Source organism: Streptomyces adelaidensis (genome assembly GCF_016598475.1).
GTDB lineage: Bacteria > Actinomycetota > Actinomycetes > Streptomycetales > Streptomycetaceae > Streptomyces > Streptomyces adelaidensis.
Window position 1 is genome coordinate 21,720 of sequence record NZ_JAEMUX010000072.1, and the last position, 25,085, is coordinate 46,804.

Genomic DNA, 25,085 nt, shown 5'->3' on the forward strand with positions numbered 1-25,085 from the left:
CCGAACCGAACCCGGCTCCCCACGGCCGGCCACCCCCGCGCCCCGGCCATCCGCACCGCCATGGCAGTCCGGCCCCCGCCCTGGACGGGACCACAACCGGCCCGCCACCCGCACAACGACGGCCTTGCCTCCCGGCGCCCGCCGCCCGACCACCGTCGAACCGCCGCCCGCCGCGCCGAGCGGCCCCCGGAGGCCGGCCCCATCGGGCCAGTAACCTGGCCGAACGCAGTCGTGACCATCACGCCGAAAGCCCGGCGGGGCGGTACGCCGAGCGGGTCCGGGGCGGGTCCGGGCGGGGGAATTCGCCGCCTTGCCGGCCATCGCGCCGAAACCGTTATGTGTTCGACCCATTGACACTCCGACCGGGTCGTCCTTACTGTCGCGATCAGCATTTCGAACGTGTGACGAAATTTCGAACAGATCAAGAGGACAGGGAGTACCGTGCGCATCACGGGAATCAGCACGCACGTGGTCGGGACGCCGTGGCGAAACCTGACCTACGTCCAGGTGCACACCGACGAGGGGCTCACCGGCGTCGGCGAGACCCGCATGCTGGGCCACACCGACGCGCTGCTCGGCTATCTGCACGAGGCGAAGAACAATCACATTCTCGGCTCCGACCCGTTCGCTGTCGAGGATCTGGTCAAGCGCATGAAGTACGGCGACTACGGGCGCGCCGGCGAGATCGTGATGTCCGGCATCGCCGTGATCGAGATGGCCTGCTGGGACATCAAGGGCAAGGCCCTCGGCGTCCCCGTCTGGCAGCTGCTCGGCGGCAAGGTCACCGACAAGGTCAAGGCGTACGCCAACGGCTGGTACACCACGGAGCGCACGCCCGAGGCGTACCACAAGGCGGCGCGGGCGGTCATGGAGCGCGGGTACAAGGCGCTCAAGATCGACCCCTTCGGAACCGGCCACTTCGAGCTGGACCACAAGGAGTCGCTGTACGCGGTCTCCCTGATCGAGGCCGTGCGGGACGCCATCGGGCCGGACTCCGAGCTGATGCTGGAGATGCATGGCCGGTTCTCCCCCGCCACCGCTGTCCGGCTGGCCAAGGACCTGGCGCCCTTCAAGCCCGCGTGGCTGGAGGAGCCGTGCCCGCCGGAGAACCTGAAGGCGCTGGAGAAGGTCGCCGCCAAGGTGGACATCCCGGTCGCCACGGGTGAGCGGATCCACGACCGGATCGAGTTCCGGGAGCTCTTCGAGAGCCAGGCCGTGGACATCATCCAGCCCGATGTCGGCCACATCGGCGGCATCTGGGAGACCCGCAAGCTGGCCGCGACCGCCGAGTCGCACTATGTGCTGGTCGCCCCGCACAACGTGGGCGGGCCGGTACTGACCGCCGCCTCCCTCCAGGTCGGGTTCACCTCCCCGAACTTCAAGATCCTTGAGCACTTCAACGACTTCGCGGACGCGGAGATCAAGAAGGTGATCTCGGGCGCGCCGGAGGTCGTGGACGGCTACTTCCACCTCTCCGACAAGCCGGGTCTCGGTGTCGAGCTGGACGTGGACGCGGCGGCGGAGTTCCCGCAGCAGCAGGCCCGGTTCGACCTGTGGGCCGAGGGCTGGGAGCAGCGCAAGCCCAAGGGCAGCAAGTGAGCGCCGATCCCGACGCGGCCACCGCCGTCGTCATCGAGGCACCGGGCGAGCACCGGCTCGTCCCGCACGAGCCGCGGCAGCCGGCCGCCGGCGAGGCCCTGGTCCGGGTGCACGCCTCCGGGATCTGCGGCAGCGACCGCGAGGTCTACCAGGGCAACCGGCCGGAGGAATACGTCCGTTACCCCCTCACCCCGGGCCACGAGTGGTCCGGAACGGTGGCGGCGGTCGGGGACGGCGTTCCTTCAACTCTTGTAGGCCGCAAGGTCGTTGGCGAGGGCTTCCGGAACTGCCAGGTGTGCGACCGCTGCCACGCGGGCGAGACCACGCTGTGCACGGCGGGGTACGAGGAGACCGGCTTCACCCAGCCGGGCGCCATGGCCACCACCCTCACACTGCCCGCCCGCTTGCTGCACGTTCTGCCGGACGACGCGGATCTGACGGCGGCGGCGCTGCTGGAGCCGGCCGCGTGCATCGCGGCCGCCGCGCTCAAGGCGAACGCCGTTCCGGGTGAGCGGGTCGCGGTCGTGGGCACGGGAACGCTCGGCATGTTCGCCGTTCAGTTCCTGAAGGCGGGTTCGCCGTCCGAGCTGCTCGTCGTGGGCACCCGTCCGGACCGTGCGGAGCTGTCCAAGCGGTTCGGTGCGACGGACTTCCGTACCAAGGACCAGGAGCTGCCCGGCGACTTCGACGTCGTCATCGAGACCGCCGGGTCCGCGGACGCGGCGCGCACCGCCGCCGCCCTGCTGCGGCGCGGCGGCCGGCTGGTCCTGACGGGCATCCCCGCGCCGGGCGCGGACGGGCTCGACCCGACGGATCTCGTCGTGCGGCAGCTTGAGGTGCACACCGTGTTCGGTGCGGCGCCGGACGCCTGGGCGCACACGGTGCGGGTCTTCGGGGCCGGGCTCCTCGATCCGCTGCCGCTGGTCACGCACGAGCTGCCGCTGACGGAGTTCGCGCAGGCCATCGAGTTGGTGGGGTCCGGCGACCCGACGGTCGGAAAGGTCCTGCTGCGGCCATGACCCACCCCTGAGCCGTACGCCGGTACGGGGTACCTGACGACTTCGTACCGGCGTACACCCAAAGCTCCGCGCCTTGAACCCCCCGCACCCAGAGCCGCGAACTTCGTCCGAGATATCGAACATGAAGGACAGATTGTGACCGAGACCTCCGCTCCGGCGCCGCGTCGACCCGGCGAGCAGGCGCTCGCCGCGCTCGGCGTGGCCGCGCCCGCCCTCGACCCCTGCGACGCCTCCCCGCACACCTTCCCCGGCGGCGGCCGCTGGCGTACCGAGGTGCCCTCCGTCGAAGGACCCGAGGCGCTCGCCGTGGTCCTCAAGGAGGCCTCGCGGCTCGATGTGCCGATCCACCGGATCAGCCAGGGCAGCGGTGTCTGGATGCTCACCGACGCCGAGATCACCGAGATGGTGGAGTCGACGGGCGAGCGCGACATCGAGCTCTGCCTGTTCACCGGCCCGCGCGGCACCTGGGACATCGGCGCCTCCACCCGTACCGACTCCAAGGGTGCCGGCCTCAGGGCCCGCGGCCACGATGCGGTCGCCGGGTGCGTCGAGGACGCCGTTCGCGCGACCGAGCTGGGTGTGAAGTGCCTGCTCGTCGCCGACGAGGGTGTGCTGTGGACGCTGCACCGGGCACGGCTGGCCGGGATCATCCCGGCCGACACGACCCTGAAGGTGTCGGCGCTGATCGGACCGGTCAACCCGACCGCGTACGCCGTCTACGAGAACCTCGGCGGCGACTCGATCAACGTGCCGAGCGACCTGACGCTCGACCACCTCACCGAGATCCGGCGGATGTCCGCCGCCCCCATGGACATGTACATCGAGGCTCCGGACGACCTCGGCGGCTATGTGAGGATGTACGAGGTCGCCGAGCTGATCCGGCGCGGCGCACCGCTCTACCTGAAGTTCGGCCTGTCGAAGACCCCCGGGATCTACCCCTACGGGCACCACCTGCGGGACCTCACGCTGTCCACCGCCAAGGAACGCGTACGGCGCGGACGGCTCGCCCTGGACCTGCTCGCGCGGCACGGCGCGGACGGCGACATGGCTCCGCTCGGCTCGCGGCTGCCGGGAGCACTGAAGCGGTTCGGAACTCCTGCATAACGTTCCGGAAACTCCCTCTTCACAAAACCCGACGCAGTCGCACAGACTCCAACACAACTCCTCGCCCGACCGGATCCCGGCCACATACATCAAGGAAGATGACATGCGCACTCGCAGAGCCGCCCTCGCCTCCATAGCCACCGCCGCCTCTCTCGGCCTCACCCTGTCCGCCTGCGGCCAGAGCTCCGAGGGTGGCAGCGAGACCGATTCCTCGGGCAGCACCAAGGGCGCCACCATCGGTATCGCGATGCCGACCAAGTCCTCCGAGCGCTGGATCTCCGACGGCAAGAACGTCGTCGCCGACCTGGAGGCCAAGGGCTACAAGACCAAGCTGGTCTACGGCGAGGACAAGCCCGACCAGCAGGTCTCGCAGATCGAGAACCTCATCGCCCAGGACGTCAAGGCGCTGATCGTCGCGGCGATCGACAACAAGTCGCTCGACAACGTGCTGCAGCAGGCCAAGGACGCGAACATCCCGGTCATCTCCTACGACCGCCTGATCCTGAACAGCCCGAACGTCGACTACTACGCCTCCTTCGACAACAGCAAGGTCGGCGAGCTCCAGGCCAACTACATCGTCGACAAGCTCGGCCTGAAGGACGGCAAGGGCCCCTTCAACATCGAGCTCTTCGCCGGCTCCAACGACGACAACAACACCAAGTACTTCTTCAACGGCGCGATGAGCGTCCTGAAGCCGTACATCGACGACAAGAAGCTGGTCGTCCAGTCCGGCCAGACCGACCTCACCAAGGTCACGACCCTGCGCTGGGACGGCGCCACGGCCCAGCGCCGCATGGACGACATCCTCACGGCGTCGTACAAGACCGAGAAGGTCGACGCGGTCCTCTCCCCGTACGACGGCATCTCCATCGGCATCCTCTCGGCCCTGCAGTCCGACGGCTACGGCTCCAAGAGCAAGCCGCTGCCGGTCCTCACCGGTCAGGACGCCGAGCTGGCCTCGGTGAAGTCGATCATCGCGGGCGAGCAGACGCAGACGGTCTACAAGGACCTGCGTGAGCTGGCCAAGGTCGCCTCGAACATGGTCGACGCGGTGCTCAACGACAAGAAGGTCGAGACCAACGACACGAAGACCTACGACAACGGGTCCAAGGTCGTCCCGGCGTACCTGCTCGAGCCGGTCAGCGTCGACAAGACCAACTACGAGAAGGTCCTGGTCGACGGCGGCTACTACACGGCGGACCAGCTCAAGTAAGCGTCCGACCTTAAGGATTGGAAGGCAAGACCATGGCGGGACCCGTCCTGGAAATGCGCTCGATCGTCAAGACCTTTCCCGGTGTGAAAGCGCTGTCGGACGTCAAACTGACCGTCCGCCAAGGCGAGGTCCACGCCATCTGCGGTGAGAACGGCGCCGGGAAGTCCACCTTGATGAAGGTGCTCTCCGGCGTCCATCCGCACGGCACCTACGAGGGCGACATCCTCTTCGAGGGAGAGCTCTGCTCCTTCAAGGACATCCGCGCGAGCGAGCAGCGCGGCATCGTGATCATCCACCAGGAGCTGGCGCTGGTGCCCTACCTCTCCCTCGCGGAGAACATCTTCCTCGGCAACGAGCACGCCACGCGTGGGTTCATCAACTGGAACGAGACGCTGCGGCACGCCAGTGAGCTGCTGCGCCGGGTCGGTCTGGACGATCACCCGGAGACCCGCGTCGCCGACATCGGCGTGGGCAAGCAGCAGCTGGTGGAGATCGCCAAGGCGCTGTCGAAGAAGGTGAAGCTGCTCATCCTCGACGAGCCGACCGCGGCGCTGAACGACGAGGACAGCGGCAAACTCCTCGATCTCATCCTGGAGTTGAAGAACCAGGGCATCACCTCGATCATCATCTCCCACAAGCTCAACGAGATCCGCAAGGTCGCCGACTCGGTGACGATCATCCGCGACGGGCAGTCCATCGAGACCCTCGATGTGAAGGCGGCGGAGACCACCGAGGACCGGATCATCTCGGGCATGGTCGGCCGCGACCTCGACCACCGCTTCCCCGAGCGCACCCCGCACGAGGCGGAGGTGGGCGCGGCCCCGGCCCTGGAGATCCGCGACTGGACCGTGCACCACCCGATCGACCAGCAGCGCAAGGTGGTCGACAACGTGTCGATCAACGTGCGGCGCGGGGAGATCGTCGGGATCGCGGGCCTGATGGGCGCCGGCCGCACCGAACTCGCGATGAGCGTCTTCGGCCGGACCTACGGCCGGTACGCCGGTGGCACGGTCCTCAAGGACGGCCGGGAGATCCGTACGAAGTCCGTCCCCGAGGCGGTCAAGCACGGCATCGCGTACGTCACCGAGGACCGCAAGCACTACGGCCTCAATCTCATCGACACCATCAACCGGAACATCTCGCTGAGCGCCCTGGACAAGGTCTCCAAGCGCGGTGTGGTCGACGAGCACGAGGAGCGGCAGGTCGCCGAGCGGTACCGCAAGTCCATGAACATCAAGGCGCCGACCGTCTTCGAGCCGGTGGGCAAGCTGTCCGGCGGCAACCAGCAGAAGGTCGTCCTCAGCAAGTGGATCTTCGCGGGGCCGGATGTGCTGATTCTGGACGAGCCGACGCGCGGTATCGACGTCGGCGCCAAGTACGAGATCTACACGGTCATCGACAAGCTGGCCGCTGAGGGCAAGGCGGTCGTCTTCATCTCCTCCGAGCTGCCGGAACTGCTCGGGATGTGCGACCGCATCTACACCATGGCCGCAGGGCGGCTGACCGGTGAGTTCCCGCGTGCCGAGGCCACGCAGGAATCGCTGATGCGTCAGATGACGAAGGACAAAGAGGTAACCCGATGAGCACGGATGTGACCGCCAAGAGCCCGGCCCCCGCGCCGCCCGGCAAGAGCGGGGCAGCGGCGGGCGGAGGCCTGCTCCAGCTGATGCTGGACGGCATGCGCCGCAACATGCGGCAGTACGGCATGCTGATCGCCCTGGGCCTGATCGTGGCGCTGTTCGCGGTGTGGACCGACGGCGACCTGCTGCTGCCGCGCAACATCTCCAATCTGGTGCTGCAGAACAGCTACATCCTGATCCTCGCGATCGGCATGATGCTGGTCATCATCGCGGGCCACATCGACCTGTCGGTCGGTTCGCTGACCGCGTTCGTCGGCGCCTTCGCGGCCGTGCTGACCGTTCAGCACGACATACCGTGGCCCGTCGCGGTGGTGCTCTGTCTGCTGGCGGGCGCGCTGGCGGGCGCGCTCCAGGGCTACTTCATCGCGTATCTGGGCATCCCGTCATTCATCGTCACCCTCGCCGGAATGCTGACCTTCCGCGGTGTGACGGAGATCCTGCTGGAGGGGCAGACCCTCGGTCCCTTCCCGGACAGCCTGAAGAAGATCGGCAACGGCTTCCTGCCGGAGACCGGCCCCGAGACGAACTACCACAACCTCACCCTGCTGCTGGGCCTCGTGCTGATCGCCTTCGTGGTCCTCCAGGAGCTCCGGGACAGGAAGCGTCAGCAGGAGTTCTCGCTCGACACGCTGCCGGCCAACATCTTCGTGCTGAAGCTGGTCGCGATCGTCGCCGCGCTGCTCACCGTCACCCTGCTGCTCGCCAGCTACAAGGGCGCCCCGATCGTCCTGATCATCCTGGGCCTGCTGGTGGTCGGCTACGGCTACGTGATGCGCAACTCCATCTTCGGCCGCCACATCTACGCGATCGGCGGCAACCTGCCGGCCGCGAAGCTGTCCGGCGTCAAGGACAAGAAGGTCACCTTCTACGTCTTTTTGAACATGGGTGTCCTCGCGGCCCTGGCCGGTCTGGTGGTCGCCGCCCGGCTGAACGCGGCCTCCCCGAAGGCCGGCCTGAACTACGAACTCGAGGCGATCGCCTCGGCGTTCATCGGTGGCGCGTCCATGAGCGGCGGTGTCGGCACCGTCCTCGGCGCGATCATCGGCGGTCTCGTCCTCGGTGTGCTGAACAACGGCATGAACCTCCTCAGTGTCGGCACCGACTGGCAACAGGTCATCAAGGGCATGGCCCTGCTGGCCGCGGTCGGGTTCGACGTGTGGAACAAGCGCAAGTCCGGTTCGTAGCAGGTATGTCGAGCAAGTCGTCGGGTCCCGCGTGCCACGAGCGCGCGGGACCCCTCGGCTGTTCCACGAAAGGCAGGAAGCCCGGTGAAGGAGCTCTTCGGCAAGCTCGCCGACGGGACGGAGATCCACCGCTGGTCGCTGGAGAACGGCGGCACCCGTCTGAAGGTCCTGTCGTACGGCGGGATCGTGCAGTCCCTGGAGATCCCGGACCGCGAGGGCCGGTACGCCAATGTCTCCCTGGGCTTCGGCACCGTCGAGGAGTACGTCGCCGGGTCGCCCTACTTCGGCGCCCTGATCGGCCGGTACGGCAACCGCATCGCCGAGGGCCGGTTCACCCTGGACGGCGAGACGCACCAACTCTCCGTCAACGACGGCGAGAACAGCCTGCACGGCGGGGCGGACGGCTTCGACAGGGCCGTCTGGGACGTGGAGCCGTTCGAGAAGGGCCCGGACGTCGGCCTGCACCTCCGCCGCACGAGCGCCGACGGTGAGACGGGCTACCCCGGCACCCTGGCGGTGAAGGTCACCTACACGCTCACCGAGCGGGGCGACTGGCGCATCGACTACGAGGCGACCACCGACCGGGCCACCGTCGTCAACCTCACCAACCATGTGTACTGGAACCTCGCGGGTGAGGGCGGCGGTCCCGTCCACGACCACGAGCTGACCATCGCCGCCGCCCGCTACACCCCCGTCGGCGCCGGCCTCATCCCCACCGGCGAGCAGGCCGAGGTCGCGGGCACCCCCTTCGACTTCCGCCACGCCAAGCCGATCGGCGAGGACCTGCGCGAGAACGCCCGACAGCTGCTGTACGCCAAGGGGTTCGACCACAACTGGGTGCTCGACAAGGGCGGGACCCAGGAGCCGGAGTGGGCCGCCACGCTCCGGGACCCGTCGTCCGGGCGTTCGCTGAGGATCTCGACGACCGAGCCGGGGATCCAGTTCTACTCCGGGAACTTCCTGGACGGCACGCTCGTCGGAACCGGCGGGAAGGTCTACCGGCAGGGTGACGCGCTGTGCCTGGAGACCCAGCACTTCCCGGACTCGCCGAACAGGCCTTCGTTCCCGTCGACGGTGCTGCGACCTGGGCAGACGTACCGCTCGACGACCGTCCACTCCTTCACCTGACGCCCCGCTTCACAGGAACTTCACAAGTTCCTACCAAATTCTCAGCGATTGAACAGTGCCACCCCAGTCTCCGTATGTAAGGGCGGCCCGTGCTCCCCCGCACGGGCCGCCCTTAGTCGTCGGACCCGGTCGTCCCCAACGGGTCCGCCCCCTACGGAGGTTCCATGGCCGACAACGTCACCTCGTTGTTCCGCAGCACTGCGGCGCACAGCCCCTCTATGGCGGCGCTGACGCGCGAAGGCGGCGACGGGGTGGGTCCGGTGGACTTCTGTATCCCCTGCAACCCCTACTTCCCGACGCCCGCCATGTTCGACGACATGGCGAGCAGGCTGCGCGACATCATCACGTACTACCCGAGCGGCGCCGACACCATCACGGCGGAGCTGTGCAATCTGCTCCAACTGCCGCCGCAGTGTGTGGCGATGGGCAACGGCTCGACCGAGCTCATCACCTGGATCGACCATCTGCTGGTCCGGGAGTCCCTCGCCGTCCCCGTCCCCACCTTCGGCCGCTGGACCGACCAGCCGATGGAGACCGGCAAGCGGGTCGACATGTACCCGCTTCAGGAGTCCAGCGGTTTCGCCCTGGACCTCGCGCAGTACGCCGAGTTCATCCGCGCCCGCGGCACCCGGGTCGCCGTCATCTGCAACCCGAACAACCCCGACGGCGGCTTCCTGCACCGGCACGCGCTGGTGCAGTTCATGGACGCGATGGCCGACCTGGACCTGATCGTCATCGACGAGTCGTTCCTGGAGTTCGCCGACGCCGAGTCCGAGCCGAGCACCGTCCGGGACGCGGTCATGCGGCCCAACGTGGTGGTGCTGCGCAGCCTCGGCAAGAACTTCGGCCTGCACGGCATCCGCTTCGGCTACATGGTCGCGAACCCTGCGCTGGCCGGCAAGGTCCGCTCGATGCTGCCGAAGTGGAACCTCAACTCCTTCGCCGAGCACGTGGTGTTCATGCTCAAGAACCACGGCGCCGAATACATGGAGAGTCTGCACCAGGTCCGCCGGGACCGGCTGGACATGGCCCGTCAGCTCTCCGCCCTCCCCGGTCTGACGGTGTACCCGTCGCAGGGGAACTTCCTCTTCGTGCGCCTGCCCGTGGGCGCCGAGGGCACCGTGGTCCGCGACCGGCTCCTCACCGAGCACCGGGTCCTGGTCCGAGAGTGCGGCAACAAGGTCGGCTCGTCCAGTCGCTTCCTGCGACTCGTGGTCCGGCCCCAGGCGGACGTCCGTCGCCTGGTGTCCGGTCTGGAGTCGGTTCTCTACGGGTCCAGGAGGGGAGCCGCCGTACCCGAGCTGAGCACCGGGACCAGCTACAGCTCGGGTACGGCGGCCGTGGACCGGCTGATGGGCGAGACCAGCGGCACCGGGATGCACAACCTCGCCGCCCAGGCCATGAGCATGCCCGCGCCGGCCGGGGCCTCCATGCAGTTCGCGTCACCCGCACCGGCGGCCGCCTCCATGCAGTTCGCGTCCCCGGCGCCGGCCGCCTCCATGCAGTTCGCCTCCCCCGCGCAGGCCGCCCCTGCGCCGATGCCGATGCCCACGCCGATGCAGGCACCGGCCCCCATGCCGATGTCCGTGCCGGCGCCCGCCGCCGCGATGCCGGCCCCCGGCCTCCAGCCCGTCGCCCAGACCGGCATGCCCGGCATGGCCGCCGCCGCGCAGGGCCGCCGCAACATGGGCGCGGCCCAGGGTCTGACCGCCGCCCAGGTACGCGGCCGTACCCAGCCGGAGCCGGTGGAGGAGCCGCAGGGGTGGCCCGCGGCCGGGGCGATGTACAACCAGGTGGGCTGACCCCACTCGGCCCACCGGCAAGCGACGCGTCCCCGACAGGCCTTCCTTGAGGCCCTGTTGGGGACGCGTCGCTTGTCGGTGGCTCAGTTCTGGTGGAGCGGTGTCGGTGGCTCAGTTCTGGTGGAGCGGTGTCGGTGGCTCAGTTCTGGTGGAGCCTGTCGTTGCCGTGCTCGCCGTACGGCCGCGTCGGCGGCCCAGGTCAGCCCCCTGCTCCCCGGCAGCCCCGCCCAGCCCGGCAACAGCACCTCGCGCCCCAACGCCCCCACCACCACCGCCCGAGCGGCGGCAGCGGCGGCTCCAACTCCCCCGTGAGGACGTCCTCGTGCAGCCGCCGCAGCGGGAGGCCGGGGTCGATGCCCAGTTCCTCGGCGAGGAGTTCACGGGTGCACCGGTAGTGGTCAAGGGCGTCGGCGGTGCGGCCGGACTGGGCGAGGGCGAGCATCAGTTGGCCGGCGAGGCGCTCGTCGAGGGGGTGTTCCCCGGCACGGACACGGAGGCCGGTGAGTAACTCGCCATGCCGCCCGGCGTGGAGTTGAAGGTCCGTCAGGTCGAGCTGCACGGCGTGACGTTCGGACTCCAGCGCGCTGCGGAGCGCGTTGAACCAGGGCGCGTCGACGCCGGCGAAGGGCTCACCGCGCCAGACGGCCAGCGCCTGCTCGTAGAGCGAGGTGGCGGTGGCCGGGTCGGTGGCGCGGCGGGCCCGGGCGACCAGGTCATGGAACCGGTGGAGGTCGACGGCGGACGGCTCGACAGTGAGGACGAACCCGCCGGCCCTGCGGACGATCCCCGCGTCGCCGCCGAGCACCCGGCGGAGCCTGGAGAGGTAGGTGTAGAGCGCGTCGGCGCCCCGCTGCGGCGGGCTGTCCGCCCAGACGCGGTCGACGAGTTGGGCCACGGTCACCGGGGTCCCGGTGTCCACGAGCAGCGCCGCGAGGACCGTGCTCTGCCGGGCCGTTCCGAAGCCCACCGATTCTCCGTCCCGACACGCTTCGAGTCTTCCGAGCACAGCGAACTCCAGCACCATGAACCCCCCGATTTCCGGTGACTGCCCTTCCTTTCAAGGGACTTGAAAGGTTCCTGAAACGCTGCTGGCCCAATGTCATAGCCACGTCACCGACGCAGCGCAGGTCCTTCACAAGCCACTTGTGCGACAGAAGGCACAGCAGTATCGGAAACCGAACAGCCAAACCAGGCAGACCAGTCAAACCAGGGGGACATCATGGGCAAGCGCAACCGTTTCACCGCCGTGGCCACCGCGGTCGTCGCCGTCGCCGGGCTGGCCGGCACCGCCTCGCTCCCGGCGCACGCCGCCGCGGAGGGCACGAAGGCGGCCGCGGCCAAGACCTACTACCTGCACTTCGACAAGTCCACGAACACCAACTCGCGGCTGTACCTGAAGCAGACGGGCACCAACAAGGTGATCGCGTCCTTCCGCGCCGGCTCCGGCGTGACCACCAACGAGTGCACCCGCAACAAGGGCTGGCTGCCCACGAAGTCGTACACCATCAAGAAGTGGAACACGAACTACAACGGCAGCCTCATCAAGGGATACGCCTTCCAGCTCAACGACACCAAGTGCAAGAACGGCTCCACCCCCCGCACCGAGCTGTTCATCCACAGCGAGATGACACGGAACGGCGGCCAGGGCTCCACCGAGCCGACCCGCTGGGACGGCGTCGGTGACTACAAGTCCGCCGGCTGCATCAAGATGCACCCGAAGGACATCAAGGAGCTGTACAAGCGCGCCAAGGCCGTCGGTTTCCCGAAGAAGCTCGTGGTGACCAACTGACGTACGCCCATGACGACGGGCCCGCCGGATCGCCGGACACACCGCGCGCACCCGGCGGGCCCCACCACCCGACCACCACCAACCCACCAACCCACGAACCCACAAACCCACGAACCCACCGCTGAACGGCCGGGGCCCCGGTTCCGTACTCCCTGTCGCCGCTGGGTCACCTCGGGTCGCTCCCGTCACACGTCACACCACCACCCCGTCGCCCCGTCACACCGTCGGAATCGAAACGCAACGCCCACGGCCCCGTACCGCACCGACGCGCGCCATACGATCAAGCCCTTCGTCGGCCGGCAGTCTGAAAGTGGGGGGGGGACGATGCGTCTCAAGTCCCGGGCAGGGGTTCGGACATGGGCCCGGATGACCGTGTCGGCCACGGCCGCGCTGGGACTCACGGCCGGTCTGTCCGGCTGCGGCGGGAACGCGGACGCGGAGTCGGGAGCGGTCACCCTGACGATCGTCGCCACCAACTACGGCGACAGCGTCCACAAGAACTCCGAGGGCTACTGGGACCGGGTCTCCCTTGCCTTCCACACCGAGTACCCGACCATCGACGTGAATGTCAGCGTCTACGCCCCGGACGAGGTCGACGAGAAGGTCGCCGAGCTGGTCGAGCAGGGCCACGCCCCCGACATCGTGCAGACGGACAGCTACTCCGAGTACGCCGCGCGGGACCTCCTCTACCGCGCGGACGACGTCCTGTCCGTCCCGGTCCAGGCCTCGTTCATCCCTAGCCTCGCGGACGCCGGGGAGATGGACCGGGCGCAGTACGGCCTGCCGTTCACGGCGAGCGATTGGCTGCTCTACTACAACAAGGACCTGTTCACGCAGGCGGGCGTGGAGCCGCCCGAGACGTGGGACGAACTCGTGCTCGCGGCAAGGGCGTTGAAGGCGCAGGGGGTGAAGTATCCGATCGCCCTGCCGCTCGGCCCCGAGGAGGCGGAGGCCGAGACGCTGATGTGGCTGCTGGCCGGCGACGGCGGCTACACCGACTCCGCGAACAACTACGACATCGCTTCCGCCGCCAACGTGTCGACCATGACCTGGTTGCGGGAGAACCTGGTCGGCGAAGGTCTCACCGGCCCGGTCGCACCCGGCGAGCTGAACCACGGCGCGGCCGTCGAGTCCTTCCTCAGCGGTGACGCGGCCATGGTCAACGGCCCGCTGTCGCTGATCCGCCAGATCGAGGACTCCTCCGGCTCCGTGTCCTACGGTTCCATGCCGCTGCCGAGCCGCGACGGCAAGGCCGCCCCCACCATGGGCACCGCCGACTGGGTCATCGCCTTCAAGAACGAGGACCGCCGCGAGGCCATCGGACAGTTCCTCGACTTCCTCTACGCCGACAAGTACGTGATCGAGCAGGCCGCCCAGTACGAGCTGCTCCCCGTCACCACGAGCGCCGCCGACGTCATGCGCGCCGACAAGGACCACCAGGCCCTGTGGAGCGGCCTCGACACCCTGCAGAACGTCCAGCTCTACCCCGTCGCCGAGACCAACTGGTCCGAGGTGGCCACCACCATCCGCAAACAGATCGGCAAGGCGGTGGCCCCCGGCGGGAACCCGGAAACGGTACTGGACTCCATAGCGGCGGTGTCGGAGTAGCGGCGACACCATGACAGCCGAGAACACCCCCACGGTCGACGAACTCGTGGCCCGGGCCGTCGCGGTCCGCGACCCCGACCACCCCGTCTGGGAAGAGGTCGCGGCCGCGCTCGGCGGACGCTGGGCCGACGACGGGACCTGGTCCGCCGCCGTCGCGCTCCGCTCCCACCCCGATCCCGTCCACCGGCTCCTCGCCTGCCACGTGCTGTTCCGGCACACCACCACCCGGTACGTGCCCGAGGACGACACCTGGGCGTCCTCGCCGTACGAGAAGCGCGCGTACGAGGTCTTCGCCGAGTGGGCCGGGGAGGAACGGCATCCGCTCGTCCTGCCCGAGGTGATCGTCGGGCTCGTCCAGTACCGGGAGCCGGCGAACGAGGGCTTCGGACTGAGGTTCGCCGGGCACCCGGACCCCGCGGTGCGCGGCATGGCACCCGGGCTCCTGGACAGCGAGGAACCGTTCTCCCCGGCGGCCCGCGAGGCGCTGTGCGCACTCATGCGGGACCCGTCGGCCGATGTCCGCCGCTCGGCGGTGAGGATGGTCGCCGAGCATCCGGACCCCCACCCCACCCTCACGGGCGCCCTGGCCGCCCGCTTCGCGGACGAGGACCAGGGCGAGGACGAGGACGGGGACGAGGCCGTCCGTGTCCTCGCCGTCTTCGGCCTCGCCGAACGGGACGATCCACGCTGCCTGGCGGGGCGGGAGCGGATGGCGCCGATCGCCGACCCGGAGAGGTACGGGTACGGCGTGCTGGACGCGGCGGACCGGTACGAGGAGCGCCGCGACGGGCGGGGCGGGGGATGGCGGTGGCGTCGTTCCTGAGGCCGCCCGCCATGCACCACCAGATGATGCGGTGTCCCATCACCTCGCCTGTCCTACAAGGGACTTGACGGTCAGTCACTTTGCCGAACTGACAGCCGGCCGACAGTTTCCGTTTCTAGGGTGCCGTGTTCATGACAGACACTTCAGTGCCCCCAGAGGCAGATTCGATCGGGCGTCGCACCGTACTGATCGCCACGGGCGTCACGGCGGCCTCCCTGGCCGTGGGCGCCGCCGCCACGCCTGAAGCCCCCACCGCCGCGACGGCCGGGACGGACGAGACCGCCCCCGTAGCCGCCGCGGCCGTCTGCACCCTCACGAAGGAGATGACCGAAGGCCCCTACTACCTCGACGGACAGCTGGTCCGCGCCGACATCAGCGAGGACAAGACCGGCTTCCCGCTCCAGCTCACCCTCACCGTCGTCGACGACGACACCTGCGCGCCGCTGAGCAGCGCCCTGGTGGAGATCTGGCACTGCGACGCGCTCGGCGAGTACTCCGGGTTCGTCGGCAACAACGGCCACGACGAGCCCGACAACGGCACGTTCCTGCGCGGCGGCGTGCTGACGAACTCCAGTGGCGTAGCGAAGATCACCACGGTCTACCCGGGCTGGTACCGGGGCCGCTGCATCCACATCCACCTCAAGGTGCACACCGACGTCACCCTGACCTCGGACGGCTCATTCACCGGCGGCCAGGAACTCCACACCGGCCAGCTCTTCTTCGACGAGACGATCACGACCGGAGTCGCGGCCCTCTCCCCGTACTCGGCCAACACGGTCACCCGCACCACCCTCGCCCAGGACTCCATCTACGACGAGGGAGGCGCCGCCTCCGGCCTGCTCACCCTGACCGCCCTCGGCAGCTCGCCGTCGGCCGGCTACGCGGGCTCGCTGACGGTGGGGGTGGAGTCGAGCTGACCTAGCCCCATCCCGGCCCCATCCCGGCCCCATCCCGCCTTGCCCCGCCTCGCCCTGCCCCGAACAGGGCACCGGCCCCCTCCCAGACCGTACGGGAGGGCGCCGGTGCCCTTTCTCGTAAACCGATCAGCCGACCTCGGGCGAAACCGATCACGTTCCGATCGGATTCATACGGTTCCGACCAGCCACGATGCCCTCTCGATCTCCTGGGTACGCATCGAGCGAGCACGGCTAGCGTGGCCAAGATGCGGCAGCTCGCCTTTGACGCCCAGCACCCCGTGCCCGAACCCATCGACCCCGATCGAGAGGAGGCGGCCGTGACGCCGGGCGGCGAGACGGAGAGCGGAGCCGGAGGATTCGACGGAGCCCGTCGCGTCAGCGGAAACGGTCGAATCGGCGGCCCCGGTGGCGGCGACAGCCCCGCCATCGCTCCCGAAACGCTCTTGCTGAAACGGCACTTCACCGGAGAGAACCTCCCCCAGGTGCGCGCCCAGGTCGAGGACACGGCCGCCGCGGCGGGCCTCGGCGGCGTACGCCTCGGCGAGTTCACCCTCGCCGTCAGCGAGATCGCCGCCAACGCGGTCGAGCACGCCGGCGGCCACGGCCGCCTGGAGCTCCGCCGCCTCCCCGACGAACTGGAGTGCCGCATCACCGACAACGGCCCCGGCTTCGTCCCCACCCTCCCCGAACTCCTCCCCGGCCTCACCGGCACCTGCCCCGGCCGCGGCCTCTGGCTCGCCCACCTGGTCACCGACCGCCTGACGGTCACGACGGGGACGACGGACACGACGGGGGCGACGGACACGACGGGGGCGGGGGTGGGCGCGGAGGTGACGCTGGCGATGCGGCTGGGGTGAACGGCGGGGCATCGAACCCGGGCCGGCGTCGGCACGCTGGTGGCCGCCGCGCCGGGGCTGGGGTTCCTCGACGCCGAGATGGTCGAGGGGCGGACCGGCCACCCGACCCGCGCCGCGCCGCCTGACGTACGCCCGGCGAGGCCCGTGCCCTGCCTCCCGTAGACGCCATCGCCGTATCAACACGGTCGACGCCGTGCGACCGCTTCCGCCGGGCGGACGCCCTGGTGCGGATCAGGGAGTACGGCTGGGCCGAGTCCGCCGTGCTCGCGGAATCTCCTGGAACCCGCCGGCGACCCGCTGCCGCGATGAGTTTCAGGCGGGGCGGGAGTCTGTTCTGGTGGGTGTCGTAGGAGTTCGTAGACGCTGCCCGGCGCTAGACACCACGGAGGACATCATGACGACCACACCGAGTGACCCGGCCGGCGCGCTGCCCGGCCGCCCGCCCATCGTCGACCTGGCCACCTGGCAGGCCGCCCGGGACGAGCTGCTGGTCCGTGAGAAGGCCCACACCCACGAGGGCGACGCCATCGCCGCGGCCCGCCGCCGGTTGCCGATGGTGGAGTTCGACGGGACGGTCGAGGTCGTCGGGCCCGACGGCCCGGTCCCGTTCCTGGACCTGTTCCAGGGCCGCGACGAGCTCGTGGTCTACCAGCACATGTGGTACGACGGCGCGCCGCACCAGGGGCAGTGCGAGGGCTGCACCACCACGGCCTGGCACCTGAACGACGCCGTCTACCTCAACGCCCGCCACGTCTCCTTCGCCGTGCTGACCACGGGCGCCTGGGACGAGGTGGCCTCCTACGTCGACTTCATGGGCTACACCCAGCCCTGGTACTCGGTGCGTGACGTGGACGCGCCGGTCGGCGGCGAGATGGGTTACCTCACCTGCTTCCTGCGCGACGGTGACCGCGTGTTCCTCACCTACTCCACGACGGGCCGTGGCAACGAGCGGGTCAACGGGTCCCTCGGCCTGCTCGACATGACGCCCTACGGCCGCGACGAGGCCTGGGAGGACAAGCCCGAGGGCTGGCCCGAGGGGGGCAGCCCGTGCTGGTCCTGGCGCTCGGACGCGGACGGAAACGCCACCTGGGGCCCGACCAGCCGCCCCGTACCGCAGTGGACCCGCCCCGGCGCGACCCCCGTGGAGACCCTCGGCCGGCACGGCCACCACCACTGAGCGGTTCGCCGGGGGATACCTTTCCTAGAGACTGAGCGGGAGTGAGTCCTGTTGCCAGGTCTCATGCTCAGCTGTCTGTAAGCACGAGTTCCGGGACCAGCGCACCAGGTTCTTTTGGCTCCGACAGTCGTTCGACCGCCGGGCCGGTGGAGGGTTGGTGCACAGGCGCAGCCAGCGAGAAGAGGCCGTCAGGGGCCAGGGTGAACGGTCGGCCACCGGTTCGACGGTGGTACCAAATCCCGTCCGTACCGCGGTGCCCATTCACGTGCTTACAGACACAGTGCAGCATCACGTCCATCTGGCCCGGCCACTACGTCTCCCGTGCGGTCCATGTGCATATGCGAGTGCACACGGAGGTGACCCTCACCGACGAGTCGTACACCGGCGGCGAGGTCATCCACACGGGACAGCTCTTCTTCGACGAGACCCTCAACGAGGAGATCCAGGCGACGTCGCCGTACTCGGACAACATGACGCCGGAGACGGCTCTGTCCGCCGACAGCATCTACGACGACGGGGGTGCGTCGAGTGGGCTGTTGACCCTTACCGCGCTGGGCAGCAGCGTGTCGGACGGGTACAAGGCGACGATCACCGTGGGCGTCGACAGCGCGGCCTAGGCGCTGCGGGTGGCGGCCGGTTCGGCTGCGGCGAGTGCGGGCTCCGGCTCGCGCTCGACGTGGCCGGCCGCCTTCTCCTTCAGGTGCTCTCGGATCGAGTACGTCAGGGCCGCCGCCCACAGGGCGTACGCCGCCACGTACACAGGTGTACTCAGTGCGCTCGACGCCGCGATCCAGTCGCTCTTCAGCAACGTACGGATGTTGGTGACGATGATGACGCCGCCGACGGCGGAGCCGAGCACGCGCGGGGGAACGAGGCGGACGAGCCAGGCGGCGATGGGGGCGGCGATGATGCCGCCGAGGAGGAAGGCGGCGACCCAGGCCCAGTCGAGGCCCTGGGAGCCGAGGGAGAGGAGGAAGCCGAGGCTGGCGGCGACGGCGACGAGGAACTCGCTGGTGTCGACCGAGCCGATGACCTTGCGGGGCTCCATGCGGCCGCTGGCCAGCAGCGCCGGCGTGCCGACCGGGCCCCAGCCGCCCCCGCCGGTCGCGTCGAGGAAGCCGGCGACCAGGCCGAGCGGCGACAGGAACCGCTTCCGCAGCGGCTGGCCGAGGCGCTCCTTGGGCAGGCCGCGCAGGGTGAAGCGGGACAGGACGTAGAGGCCGAGGCCCAGCAGGATCAGCGACATCGCCGGCCCGGCGACCTCGGTGGACAACGACGACAGGACGGTCGCGCCGAGGAACGCGCCCACGGCGCCCGGTACGCCGATCTTGGCGACGACCTTCCAGTCCACGTTCCCGAACCGCCAGTGCGAGGCGCCCGACATCAGCGTCGTACCGATCTCGGCGAGGTGCACCGTGGCCGAGGCGGCGGCCGGGTTGGTGCCCATGGCGAGCAGCAGCGTGGTCGAGGTCACGCCGTAGGCCATGCCCAGGCTGCCGTCCACGAGCTGGGCTCCCAGGCCCGCCAGCGCGAGCAGTACCAGCGTCCGCATTCGTCGTTCGTCCCGTCTTCCGTCGCCGTCTTCCGGCTTCTGTCTTCCGGCTTCTCTCTCCGGCTTCCCTGCCTTTCCCACCGGTTAAGTAGGGAATGACCGGACCGCAACGCTACGACGCCAAGCTGAGGAAAGGCTTAGGACGGGGTAACGATCCTGTGCAACTGCCCGCCGGGCCTACGACCTAGGGGTTCTCCCAGGCCGCCGGCTCCGCCGCCAGCTCCTTCACCGGTGCGGGCAGGGCATCGGCGGCGATGTCGGCCACGGTGACGCCCTCCAGGATGCGGCGCACATTGGCCCGCAGGGCGATCCACAGCGGCAGCAGCGGCTCCGCGGAACCGGTGTAGGTCAGACCGGTGGGACGTTCGCCGCGTACCGAGACGATGGGGCCGTCCACCGCCCGGATGACATCGGCGACGGTGATGGTGGCGGCGTCGCGGGCCAGTCGGTACCCGCCGCTGCCGCCCCGACGGCTGGTGACGAGGCCGGCGCGCCGCAGATCCCCGAGGATGCCCTCGAGGAACTTGTGCGGGATCTCCTGCACGGTGGCGATGGTCTCCGCCTTCACCGCTCCGCTGTCCTGCCGTACGGCGAGTTCCAGTACCGCGCGTACGGCGTAATCCGCCCGTGCCGAGATCCTCATGGGCGACATTGTCGACCACCCGCGCCCCGTCAGGGGCGCGGGGCCGGGCGGACGGCCGCGGAACCCGGGCTCTCAGCCGAGCCGGATCACATTCCACGACAGCGGCTCGAGAACCGCGCTCAGCACACCCTCCCGAAGCGTCGCCCCCTCCACCACCCGCGGAGCGACCCGCTCGGGCTCCTCCAACGTGTTCCGCGCGTCGGGGTCCGCGTCGGACAGCACGCTGTGCTCCACGACCCGGCTCAACTCCAGCCCGTTCAGGGCGACTTCCAGCGGCAGCGCCTGCGAACGGCCCCGGTTGACCGCGAAGACCGTCACCGAACCGTCGTCGGCCCGCACCGCCGTCGCGTGCAGCAGGTCCGTCTCGCCGTACTTCTTCGTCTCGTACGTCGGTGAGTCCACCCGTACGTCGAGGACCTGCCCGCGCCCGAACCGGGACGCCTGGGCGAAGGGGAAGAAGGTCGTCTGCCGCCAGGCGGGGCCGCCCGGCTCGGTCATGATCGGGGCGATGACGTTGACGAGTTGGGCGAGGCAGGCGACGGTGACGCGGTCGGCGTGCCGGAGCAGCGCGATGAGCAGGGAGCCGAAGACGACCGCGTCCATGACGCTGTAGTTGTCCTCCAGGAGGCGCGGGGCCTCCGCCCAGTCCCGCGCGCCGGAGTTCTCGATCGCGTGCCACTCCGAGATGTACCAGACGTTCCACTCGTCGAAGGAGAGGTTGATCTTCTTCTTGGACTTGAGCTTCGCGCCCACGTGGTCGGCGGTGGCGACCACGTTCTCGATGAAGGACTCCATGTCGACGGCGGAGGCGAGGAAGGAGTCGAAGTCGCCGTCGGTGGGCCAGTAGTAGGCGTGCAGGGAGATGTGGTCGACGAGGTCGTACGTCTCCGCCAGGACCGTCGCCTCCCACTCGGCGAAGGTCGGCATGGACTGGCTGGAGGAGCCGCAGGCGACGAGTTCGACGCCCGGGTCGATCTGGCGCATCGCGCGGGCGGTCTCGGCGGCGATACGGCCGTACTCCGTCGCCGTCTTGTGGCCGGTCTGCCAGGGGCCGTCCATCTCGTTGCCGAGGCACCAGAGGTTGATGCCGAAGGGGTCCTTGTCGCCGTGGGCGGCGCGCAGGTCGGCGAGGGCGGTGCCGGCGGGGTGGTTGGCGTACTCCTGGAGTTCCAGTGCCTCGGCGACGCCGCGCGTGCCGAGGTTGAGGGCCATCATGGGCTCGGCCTGGGGGCCGATCTTCTTCAGGAAGGCGATGTACTCGGAGAGGCCGAAGCGGTTGGTCTCGGTGGAGCGCCAGGCGAGGTCGAGGCGGCGGGGGCGGTCCTCGGCGGGGCCGACGGAGTCCTCCCACTTGTAGCCGGAGACGAAGTTGCCGCCGGGATAGCGGATCGTGGTGACGCCCAACTCCCGGACCAGGTCCAGCACATCGGTGCGCAGACCCGCCTCGTCGGCCGCCGGGTGGTCCGGCTCGTAGATCCCGGTGTAGACACAGCGGCCGAGGTGCTCGACGAAGGAGCCGAAGAGTCGGGGGTTGACCTCGCCGACGGTGAAGGCGGGGTCGAGGGTGAACCTGGCTGTGCGGGACATGGGGCCCTTTCTCATGTTCGGGTGCCGGGGCTTGCGATGGTCCGTGATGCGACTCGTTCGACCTGTCGGATCTTGCTCGCAGAACCGAACGGGACGCTAAGGTCGCCGCCCCGGCCCGTCAATGGGTCCCGGATGGCTTCCCACGCCTGAAGACAACCTCATCCCTCCCCCCAACGATCGTTCACCGGAATTCAACGATCGTTGGATTTCCGTGGTGCCCGCGCCCTTCGGCCACGTAGGGTCGGCGCGTGCCCGCGCTGCCCGACACCCTCGCCGCGACCCTCACCCGACTCGACGCCCGCATCGCCGGGACCGGTGCCGACCGGGACCGGCTCCTCGACATACGGACGCTGGCGGAACGTACCGCCCTCGGCGAGGACGAGGTGCGGGCGCTGCTCGACGGGGCCGAACCGGCGGCCGACCGGGTCGACGACCGGGTCCGGCGGCGGGTGCGGGCGCTGTATGAGGCGTATGCCGCGCGGAGCGGGAAGCGGGCCGTGGAGGTCTGCAAGGAGGTCGCGCAGCGGCTCTCGATCAGCCCCGAGTGGGCCCGGCAGCTGCTGCTCGGCAAGAAGATGCCGAACGTCCCCGACCTGACCGAACTCGCCGGGTTCTTCGGGATCGAGGAGGGCCTCCGGTTCTTCACCGACCCGGCGGCGACCGTCCTGAACCGGGAACTCCACCGCGTACTGGCCGTACTTGAGGGTGACGAGGACGAGGGGCCGCTGGTCGAGTTCGCCACCCGGCACGGGATCGTCACCCTCGCCCTGCGCGGCCACCGGCTGACCCGTCGCAAACAGGAGGCCCTCGCGGTCATGCTCGAAGGGCTGCTCGGCGCCGACGACGAGGAGACCGGGCGATGAGGCGTCGCGGGAGTACGGGAGACGACGGACGGGCGGGAGACGACGGGAGCACGAGAGACGGCGGACGGGCGAGGGACGGCGGACGGGTGAGGGACGGCGGACGGGTGAGGGGCGACGCACGGACCGGGGGCGACGCACGGACCGGGAGCGACGCACGGACCGGGAGCGACGCACGGACCGGGAGCGCCGGCCAGATCGCGGATGCCACCCGGGGCGGTCGTCTACGAGGGGCTGTCACCCGCCTCCGCCACACCCTGCTCCCTTCCCCCTCCGCCGCCGAGATGCGAAAGCTGACCGCCGGGCTGGGCAAGGCGGTGCGGGGGAGCTTCGACGGGCCCGTCGGCGTACGGGAGTTGGGCGCGGCGCTGTGCGCGGAGATGAGTGCCCGGCGGGGCGGGCGGCCGGTGGAGCTGCGGTTCGAGCGGTTTCCGGACGGGGTCGAGGTCACCGGGCTGTGGATGGAGTTCCCCGACTTCGACCTGGTGATCGTGGAGGAGCGCGCGGAGACGGTGCAGCAACTGGTCATCCTGGGCCATGAGTTGTGGCACATGCATGCCGGGCACTGCCATCACCCGCTGTTCTCCCCCGAGTATTCCCCCACCTTCTCCCCCACCCTCTCTCCGACGTTCTCCCCCGCCTTCTCCGCCGCTCTCGGCCAGGGCGGCACCCCCATCGCCGCCCGTAACGGCTCGCACGCGTCCGACGAGCGGGAGGCCGAGGACTTCGGGCACCGGCTCGCCACCGCGTTCCGCTCCTGGGTGGACACCGGGCAGGGCGACGGACAGGGCGACGGGACGGCCGATCCCGCCGACCCCGTCGGTCAGGCCATCCAGGCGTCCCTGGGCTACCGCAAACCGCCGAGGTGAGGGGGACCACCGTGCCCGCGACGACGGGCGGGGCCATGAGCGCCATGAGTCCCGCCGACTTCTTCGGCGAGCTGTACATCCCGTTCTGGATCCCCACGGCCGTGCTGACCGTCGCCCTGGTGATCAAGCTGCCCAGCATCGTGAAGCTGTGGCGGGACTCGTCGCTGCGCGCGGTCGGCGGGCTGCTGCTGCTCGCCTGTTCCGTGTTCCTGTTCGCGGTGCCGTCGGTCATCGCGTGGACCAACCGGGTCGTGGGCGTGCCGAACGTCTCCGCGCCCTGGGTGTACTCCCTGATCACCGCGTTCTGCGCGACCTGTCTGCTGCTGATCGTCGCCTGGCGCAACGGCCCGGCCGACCGCTCCCCGACGACCCGCCGCGCCAAGCGGTGGGTCGTCACCGGGTACTCGGCGGTGATCGTCGTCCTGTGGGTGCTGTTCACGCTGGCGGACGTCCCGCGCGAGCGGCTGCGCGACCTGGACACGTACTACGCCACCACGCCCTTCATGCGCGAGGAGATCCTGCTCTACCTCGTCGCGCACACCGTGGCCTGTCTGATCACCTACCGGCTGATCCGCAACTGGGTCCGCGCCGACGGCCTCGACCTGTGGCTGCGCGGCGGCCTGAAGTCGCTGGGCATCGGCTACGCGCTGAACCTGGTGTACGACGCCTCGAAGCTCGCGGCGCTGGTGGCCCGCTGGACCGGGCACGACCTGGACTGGCTGAGCACCCATGTGGCACCGCCGGTCGTCGCCGTGGCGGCCATCTTCATAGCGGTCGGCTTCATCCTGCCGCACGGCGGCCAGTATCTGCACGGCCGCTGGCGGGTGCGGGAGAGCCACCGGCGACTGCGGCCCCTGTACCTGCTGACCCGGACCGTCGACGACTCCCGGGTCCCCTTCACGCTGCGCGCCACCCCGGAGCTGCGCCTGACCCGCCGCGAGACCTTCATCCGCGACGCGCTGCTCCAGCTGGCCCGCCACTTCGACGAGGACCTGCGCCGCCGCGCGTACGACGCGGCCCTGGACCTCGGCCACGGGCCCACCCCCGCGAAGGCCCTGGCCGCCGCCGTCGCGATCCAGGACGCCCTGGCCGAGCGGAAACGGACGCCCGAAAGCGACGCGACGACGGCCACGCTCCGGGCGGGGCCCCTCGTCTTCCCGGATCTCAGGATCGCCCCGGTCCGCACAGCCTTCGCGGATCTGCTCCAGGACATCGAAGCGGTGTCGCTGGCCCTTCGCCATCCCGCCGAGATCGAGGCGGTACGTGCCCTCGCGGCCGTCTCCACAGCGGACAGCGGTGTGTCCGCACATGAATGAGTGAGCACCCCACGGCCGGCCTCCTCTCACGCTCCGCCCGACCCGCCAGGACCGCCGTCGTGCTCGGCGGTTCCCTCGCCGGCATGCTCGCGGCGCGCGCCCTGGCCGGGTTCGCGGAGAAGGTCGTCGTGGTCGAGCGGGACGCGCTGCCGGACCGGCCCGGTCCGCGCCGGGGCCTGCCGCAGGTGCGCCACGCCCACATGCTGTGGTCGGGCGGGGTACGGGCGCTGGAGGACCTCCTGCCCGGCATCACCGAACAGCTGCCGGCGGCCGGGGCGCACCGCCTGGGGGTCACCACGGACATGGTGATCCTGTCGCCCCGGGGCTGGTACCGGCACTGGCCCGTGTCCCACCGCAATCTGCCGGACGGCCGGGACCTGCCGGACGGCCGGGACCTG

Annotated in this window: 20 protein-coding genes and 3 pseudogenes; 19 read left to right on the forward strand and 4 right to left on the reverse strand. The window is 69.8% G+C overall.

Annotation, left to right across the window (positions count from 1 at the left end):
• Positions 1-441 precede the first annotated feature (441 nt).
• The 8 genes and pseudogenes from I8N67_RS31310 to I8N67_RS31345 all read left to right on the forward strand — a co-directional run bounded on the left by I8N67_RS31310 (position 442) and on the right by I8N67_RS31345 (position 10,689).
• Entirely contained in the window at positions 442-1,599 is a 1,158-nt protein-coding gene (locus I8N67_RS31310) for a mandelate racemase/muconate lactonizing enzyme family protein (RefSeq protein ID WP_200307609.1), read from the forward strand.
• Complete coding sequence (locus I8N67_RS31315) at positions 1,596-2,618, forward strand: zinc-dependent alcohol dehydrogenase (RefSeq protein ID WP_200307610.1); 1,023 nt, start codon at positions 1,596-1,598, stop codon at positions 2,616-2,618. The genes I8N67_RS31310 and I8N67_RS31315 overlap by 4 nt, the downstream gene beginning before the upstream one ends.
• A 135-nt stretch (positions 2,619-2,753) precedes the next feature.
• The gene (locus I8N67_RS31320) at positions 2,754-3,722 is read left to right on the forward strand and encodes a hypothetical protein (protein ID WP_200307611.1); all 969 of its coding nucleotides are present in this window, start codon (positions 2,754-2,756) and stop codon (positions 3,720-3,722) included.
• A 103-nt stretch (positions 3,723-3,825) separates the two neighbouring features.
• The gene (gene chvE / locus I8N67_RS31325) at positions 3,826-4,935 is read left to right on the forward strand and encodes a multiple monosaccharide ABC transporter substrate-binding protein (protein ID WP_200307612.1); all 1,110 of its coding nucleotides are present in this window, start codon (positions 3,826-3,828) and stop codon (positions 4,933-4,935) included.
• 32 nt (positions 4,936-4,967) lie between these two features.
• Positions 4,968-6,518, forward strand: coding sequence for a multiple monosaccharide ABC transporter ATP-binding protein (mmsA, locus tag I8N67_RS31330; protein WP_200307613.1), 1,551 nt, complete (start codon positions 4,968-4,970; stop codon positions 6,516-6,518).
• Complete coding sequence (mmsB, locus tag I8N67_RS31335) at positions 6,515-7,759, forward strand: multiple monosaccharide ABC transporter permease (RefSeq protein WP_200307614.1); 1,245 nt, start codon at positions 6,515-6,517, stop codon at positions 7,757-7,759. Before mmsA ends, mmsB begins: the two co-directional genes overlap by 4 nt.
• Positions 7,760-7,837: 78 nt before the next feature.
• Positions 7,838-8,887, forward strand: a pseudogene (locus tag I8N67_RS31340) (aldose epimerase family protein); the annotation flags it as partial.
• Between the two features lie 164 nt (positions 8,888-9,051).
• Positions 9,052-10,689 carry a pyridoxal phosphate-dependent aminotransferase gene (locus tag I8N67_RS31345; RefSeq protein WP_200307616.1) on the forward strand — a complete coding sequence of 546 codons (1,638 nt, stop codon included), beginning with the start codon at positions 9,052-9,054 and terminating at the stop codon, positions 10,687-10,689.
• A gap of 199 nt (positions 10,690-10,888) precedes the next feature.
• Here I8N67_RS31345 and I8N67_RS31350 read toward each other — a convergent pair whose 3' ends face one another.
• Entirely contained in the window at positions 10,889-11,656 is a 768-nt protein-coding gene (locus I8N67_RS31350; RefSeq protein ID WP_200307617.1) for an AfsR/SARP family transcriptional regulator, read from the reverse strand.
• Between the two features lie 252 nt (positions 11,657-11,908).
• Between I8N67_RS31350 and I8N67_RS31355 the strand changes: the two genes are divergently transcribed.
• The 7 genes and pseudogenes from I8N67_RS31355 to I8N67_RS31385 form a co-directional block, all read left to right on the forward strand.
• Positions 11,909-12,478, forward strand: coding sequence for a L,D-transpeptidase (locus I8N67_RS31355; RefSeq protein ID WP_200307618.1), 570 nt, complete (start codon positions 11,909-11,911; stop codon positions 12,476-12,478).
• Positions 12,479-12,844: 366 nt separating this feature from the next.
• A complete protein-coding gene (locus I8N67_RS31360; protein WP_200307619.1) occupies positions 12,845-14,086 on the forward strand; it encodes an ABC transporter substrate-binding protein in 1,242 nt (413 codons plus the stop codon).
• 10 nt (positions 14,087-14,096) lie between these two features.
• Complete coding sequence (locus tag I8N67_RS31365) at positions 14,097-14,909, forward strand: hypothetical protein (RefSeq protein ID WP_200307620.1); 813 nt, start codon at positions 14,097-14,099, stop codon at positions 14,907-14,909.
• Between the two features lie 131 nt (positions 14,910-15,040).
• The gene (locus tag I8N67_RS31370) at positions 15,041-15,826 is read left to right on the forward strand and encodes an intradiol ring-cleavage dioxygenase (protein ID WP_200307621.1); all 786 of its coding nucleotides are present in this window, start codon (positions 15,041-15,043) and stop codon (positions 15,824-15,826) included.
• Between the two features lie 245 nt (positions 15,827-16,071).
• Positions 16,072-16,683, forward strand: coding sequence for an ATP-binding protein (locus tag I8N67_RS31375; protein ID WP_372443838.1), 612 nt, complete (start codon positions 16,072-16,074; stop codon positions 16,681-16,683).
• Between the two features lie 394 nt (positions 16,684-17,077).
• The gene (locus tag I8N67_RS31380) at positions 17,078-17,860 is read left to right on the forward strand and encodes a DUF899 domain-containing protein (protein WP_200307622.1); all 783 of its coding nucleotides are present in this window, start codon (positions 17,078-17,080) and stop codon (positions 17,858-17,860) included.
• 278 nt (positions 17,861-18,138) lie between these two features.
• Positions 18,139-18,477 (forward strand): annotated as a pseudogene (locus I8N67_RS31385) (peptidase associated/transthyretin-like domain-containing protein); the annotation flags it as partial.
• Here I8N67_RS31385 and I8N67_RS31390 read toward each other — a convergent pair.
• From I8N67_RS31390 to arfA, 3 genes are all read right to left on the reverse strand, one after another.
• On the reverse strand, positions 18,474-19,412 hold the full coding sequence (locus I8N67_RS31390; protein ID WP_234046599.1) for a sulfite exporter TauE/SafE family protein: 939 nt from the start codon (positions 19,410-19,412) through the stop codon (positions 18,474-18,476). The pseudogene I8N67_RS31385 and the gene I8N67_RS31390 sit on opposite strands and share 4 nt — an antisense overlap.
• Before the next feature lie 184 nt (positions 19,413-19,596).
• Positions 19,597-20,055, reverse strand: coding sequence for an RrF2 family transcriptional regulator (locus I8N67_RS31395; RefSeq protein WP_200307623.1), 459 nt, complete (start codon positions 20,053-20,055; stop codon positions 19,597-19,599).
• Between the two features lie 72 nt (positions 20,056-20,127).
• On the reverse strand, positions 20,128-21,642 hold the full coding sequence (arfA, locus tag I8N67_RS31400; RefSeq protein ID WP_200307624.1) for an arabinosylfuranosidase ArfA: 1,515 nt from the start codon (positions 21,640-21,642) through the stop codon (positions 20,128-20,130).
• Between the two features lie 248 nt (positions 21,643-21,890).
• Between arfA and I8N67_RS31405 the strand changes: the two genes are divergently transcribed.
• The 4 genes and pseudogenes from I8N67_RS31405 to I8N67_RS31420 form a co-directional block, all read left to right on the forward strand.
• Positions 21,891-22,505, forward strand: coding sequence for a transcriptional regulator (locus I8N67_RS31405; RefSeq protein ID WP_200307625.1), 615 nt, complete (start codon positions 21,891-21,893; stop codon positions 22,503-22,505).
• Positions 22,506-22,786: 281 nt separating this feature from the next.
• The gene (locus tag I8N67_RS31410; RefSeq protein WP_200307626.1) at positions 22,787-23,371 is read left to right on the forward strand and encodes a toxin-antitoxin system, toxin component; all 585 of its coding nucleotides are present in this window, start codon (positions 22,787-22,789) and stop codon (positions 23,369-23,371) included.
• A 35-nt stretch (positions 23,372-23,406) separates the two neighbouring features.
• The gene (locus I8N67_RS31415) at positions 23,407-24,687 is read left to right on the forward strand and encodes an MAB_1171c family putative transporter (RefSeq protein WP_200307632.1); all 1,281 of its coding nucleotides are present in this window, start codon (positions 23,407-23,409) and stop codon (positions 24,685-24,687) included.
• Positions 24,688-24,770: 83 nt separating this feature from the next.
• Positions 24,771-25,085, forward strand: a pseudogene (locus I8N67_RS31420) (pyridine nucleotide-disulfide oxidoreductase); the annotation flags it as partial.

Excerpts from the sequence above, each read along its gene's own strand:
- chvE (WP_200307612.1), top strand. The coding sequence starts at position 3,826 with ATGCGCACTCGCAGAGCCGCCCTCGCCTCCATAGCCACCGCCGCCTCT.
- mmsA (WP_200307613.1), top strand. The coding sequence starts at position 4,968 with ATGGCGGGACCCGTCCTGGAAATGCGCTCGATCGTCAAGACCTTTCCC.
- mmsB (WP_200307614.1), top strand. The coding sequence starts at position 6,515 with ATGAGCACGGATGTGACCGCCAAGAGCCCGGCCCCCGCGCCGCCCGGC.
- I8N67_RS31345 (WP_200307616.1), top strand. The coding sequence starts at position 9,052 with ATGGCCGACAACGTCACCTCGTTGTTCCGCAGCACTGCGGCGCACAGC.
- I8N67_RS31355 (WP_200307618.1), top strand. The coding sequence starts at position 11,909 with ATGGGCAAGCGCAACCGTTTCACCGCCGTGGCCACCGCGGTCGTCGCC.
- I8N67_RS31360 (WP_200307619.1), top strand. The coding sequence starts at position 12,845 with ATGACCGTGTCGGCCACGGCCGCGCTGGGACTCACGGCCGGTCTGTCC.
- I8N67_RS31365 (WP_200307620.1), top strand. The coding sequence starts at position 14,097 with ATGACAGCCGAGAACACCCCCACGGTCGACGAACTCGTGGCCCGGGCC.
- I8N67_RS31370 (WP_200307621.1), top strand. The coding sequence starts at position 15,041 with ATGACAGACACTTCAGTGCCCCCAGAGGCAGATTCGATCGGGCGTCGC.
- I8N67_RS31375 (WP_372443838.1), top strand. The coding sequence starts at position 16,072 with ATGCGGCAGCTCGCCTTTGACGCCCAGCACCCCGTGCCCGAACCCATC.
- I8N67_RS31380 (WP_200307622.1), top strand. The coding sequence starts at position 17,078 with ATGACGACCACACCGAGTGACCCGGCCGGCGCGCTGCCCGGCCGCCCG.
- I8N67_RS31390 (WP_234046599.1), bottom strand. The coding sequence starts at position 19,412 with ATGCGGACGCTGGTACTGCTCGCGCTGGCGGGCCTGGGAGCCCAGCTC.
- I8N67_RS31395 (WP_200307623.1), bottom strand. The coding sequence starts at position 20,055 with ATGAGGATCTCGGCACGGGCGGATTACGCCGTACGCGCGGTACTGGAA.
- arfA (WP_200307624.1), bottom strand. The coding sequence starts at position 21,642 with ATGTCCCGCACAGCCAGGTTCACCCTCGACCCCGCCTTCACCGTCGGC.
- I8N67_RS31410 (WP_200307626.1), top strand. The coding sequence starts at position 22,787 with ATGCGAAAGCTGACCGCCGGGCTGGGCAAGGCGGTGCGGGGGAGCTTC.
- I8N67_RS31415 (WP_200307632.1), top strand. The coding sequence starts at position 23,407 with ATGAGCGCCATGAGTCCCGCCGACTTCTTCGGCGAGCTGTACATCCCG.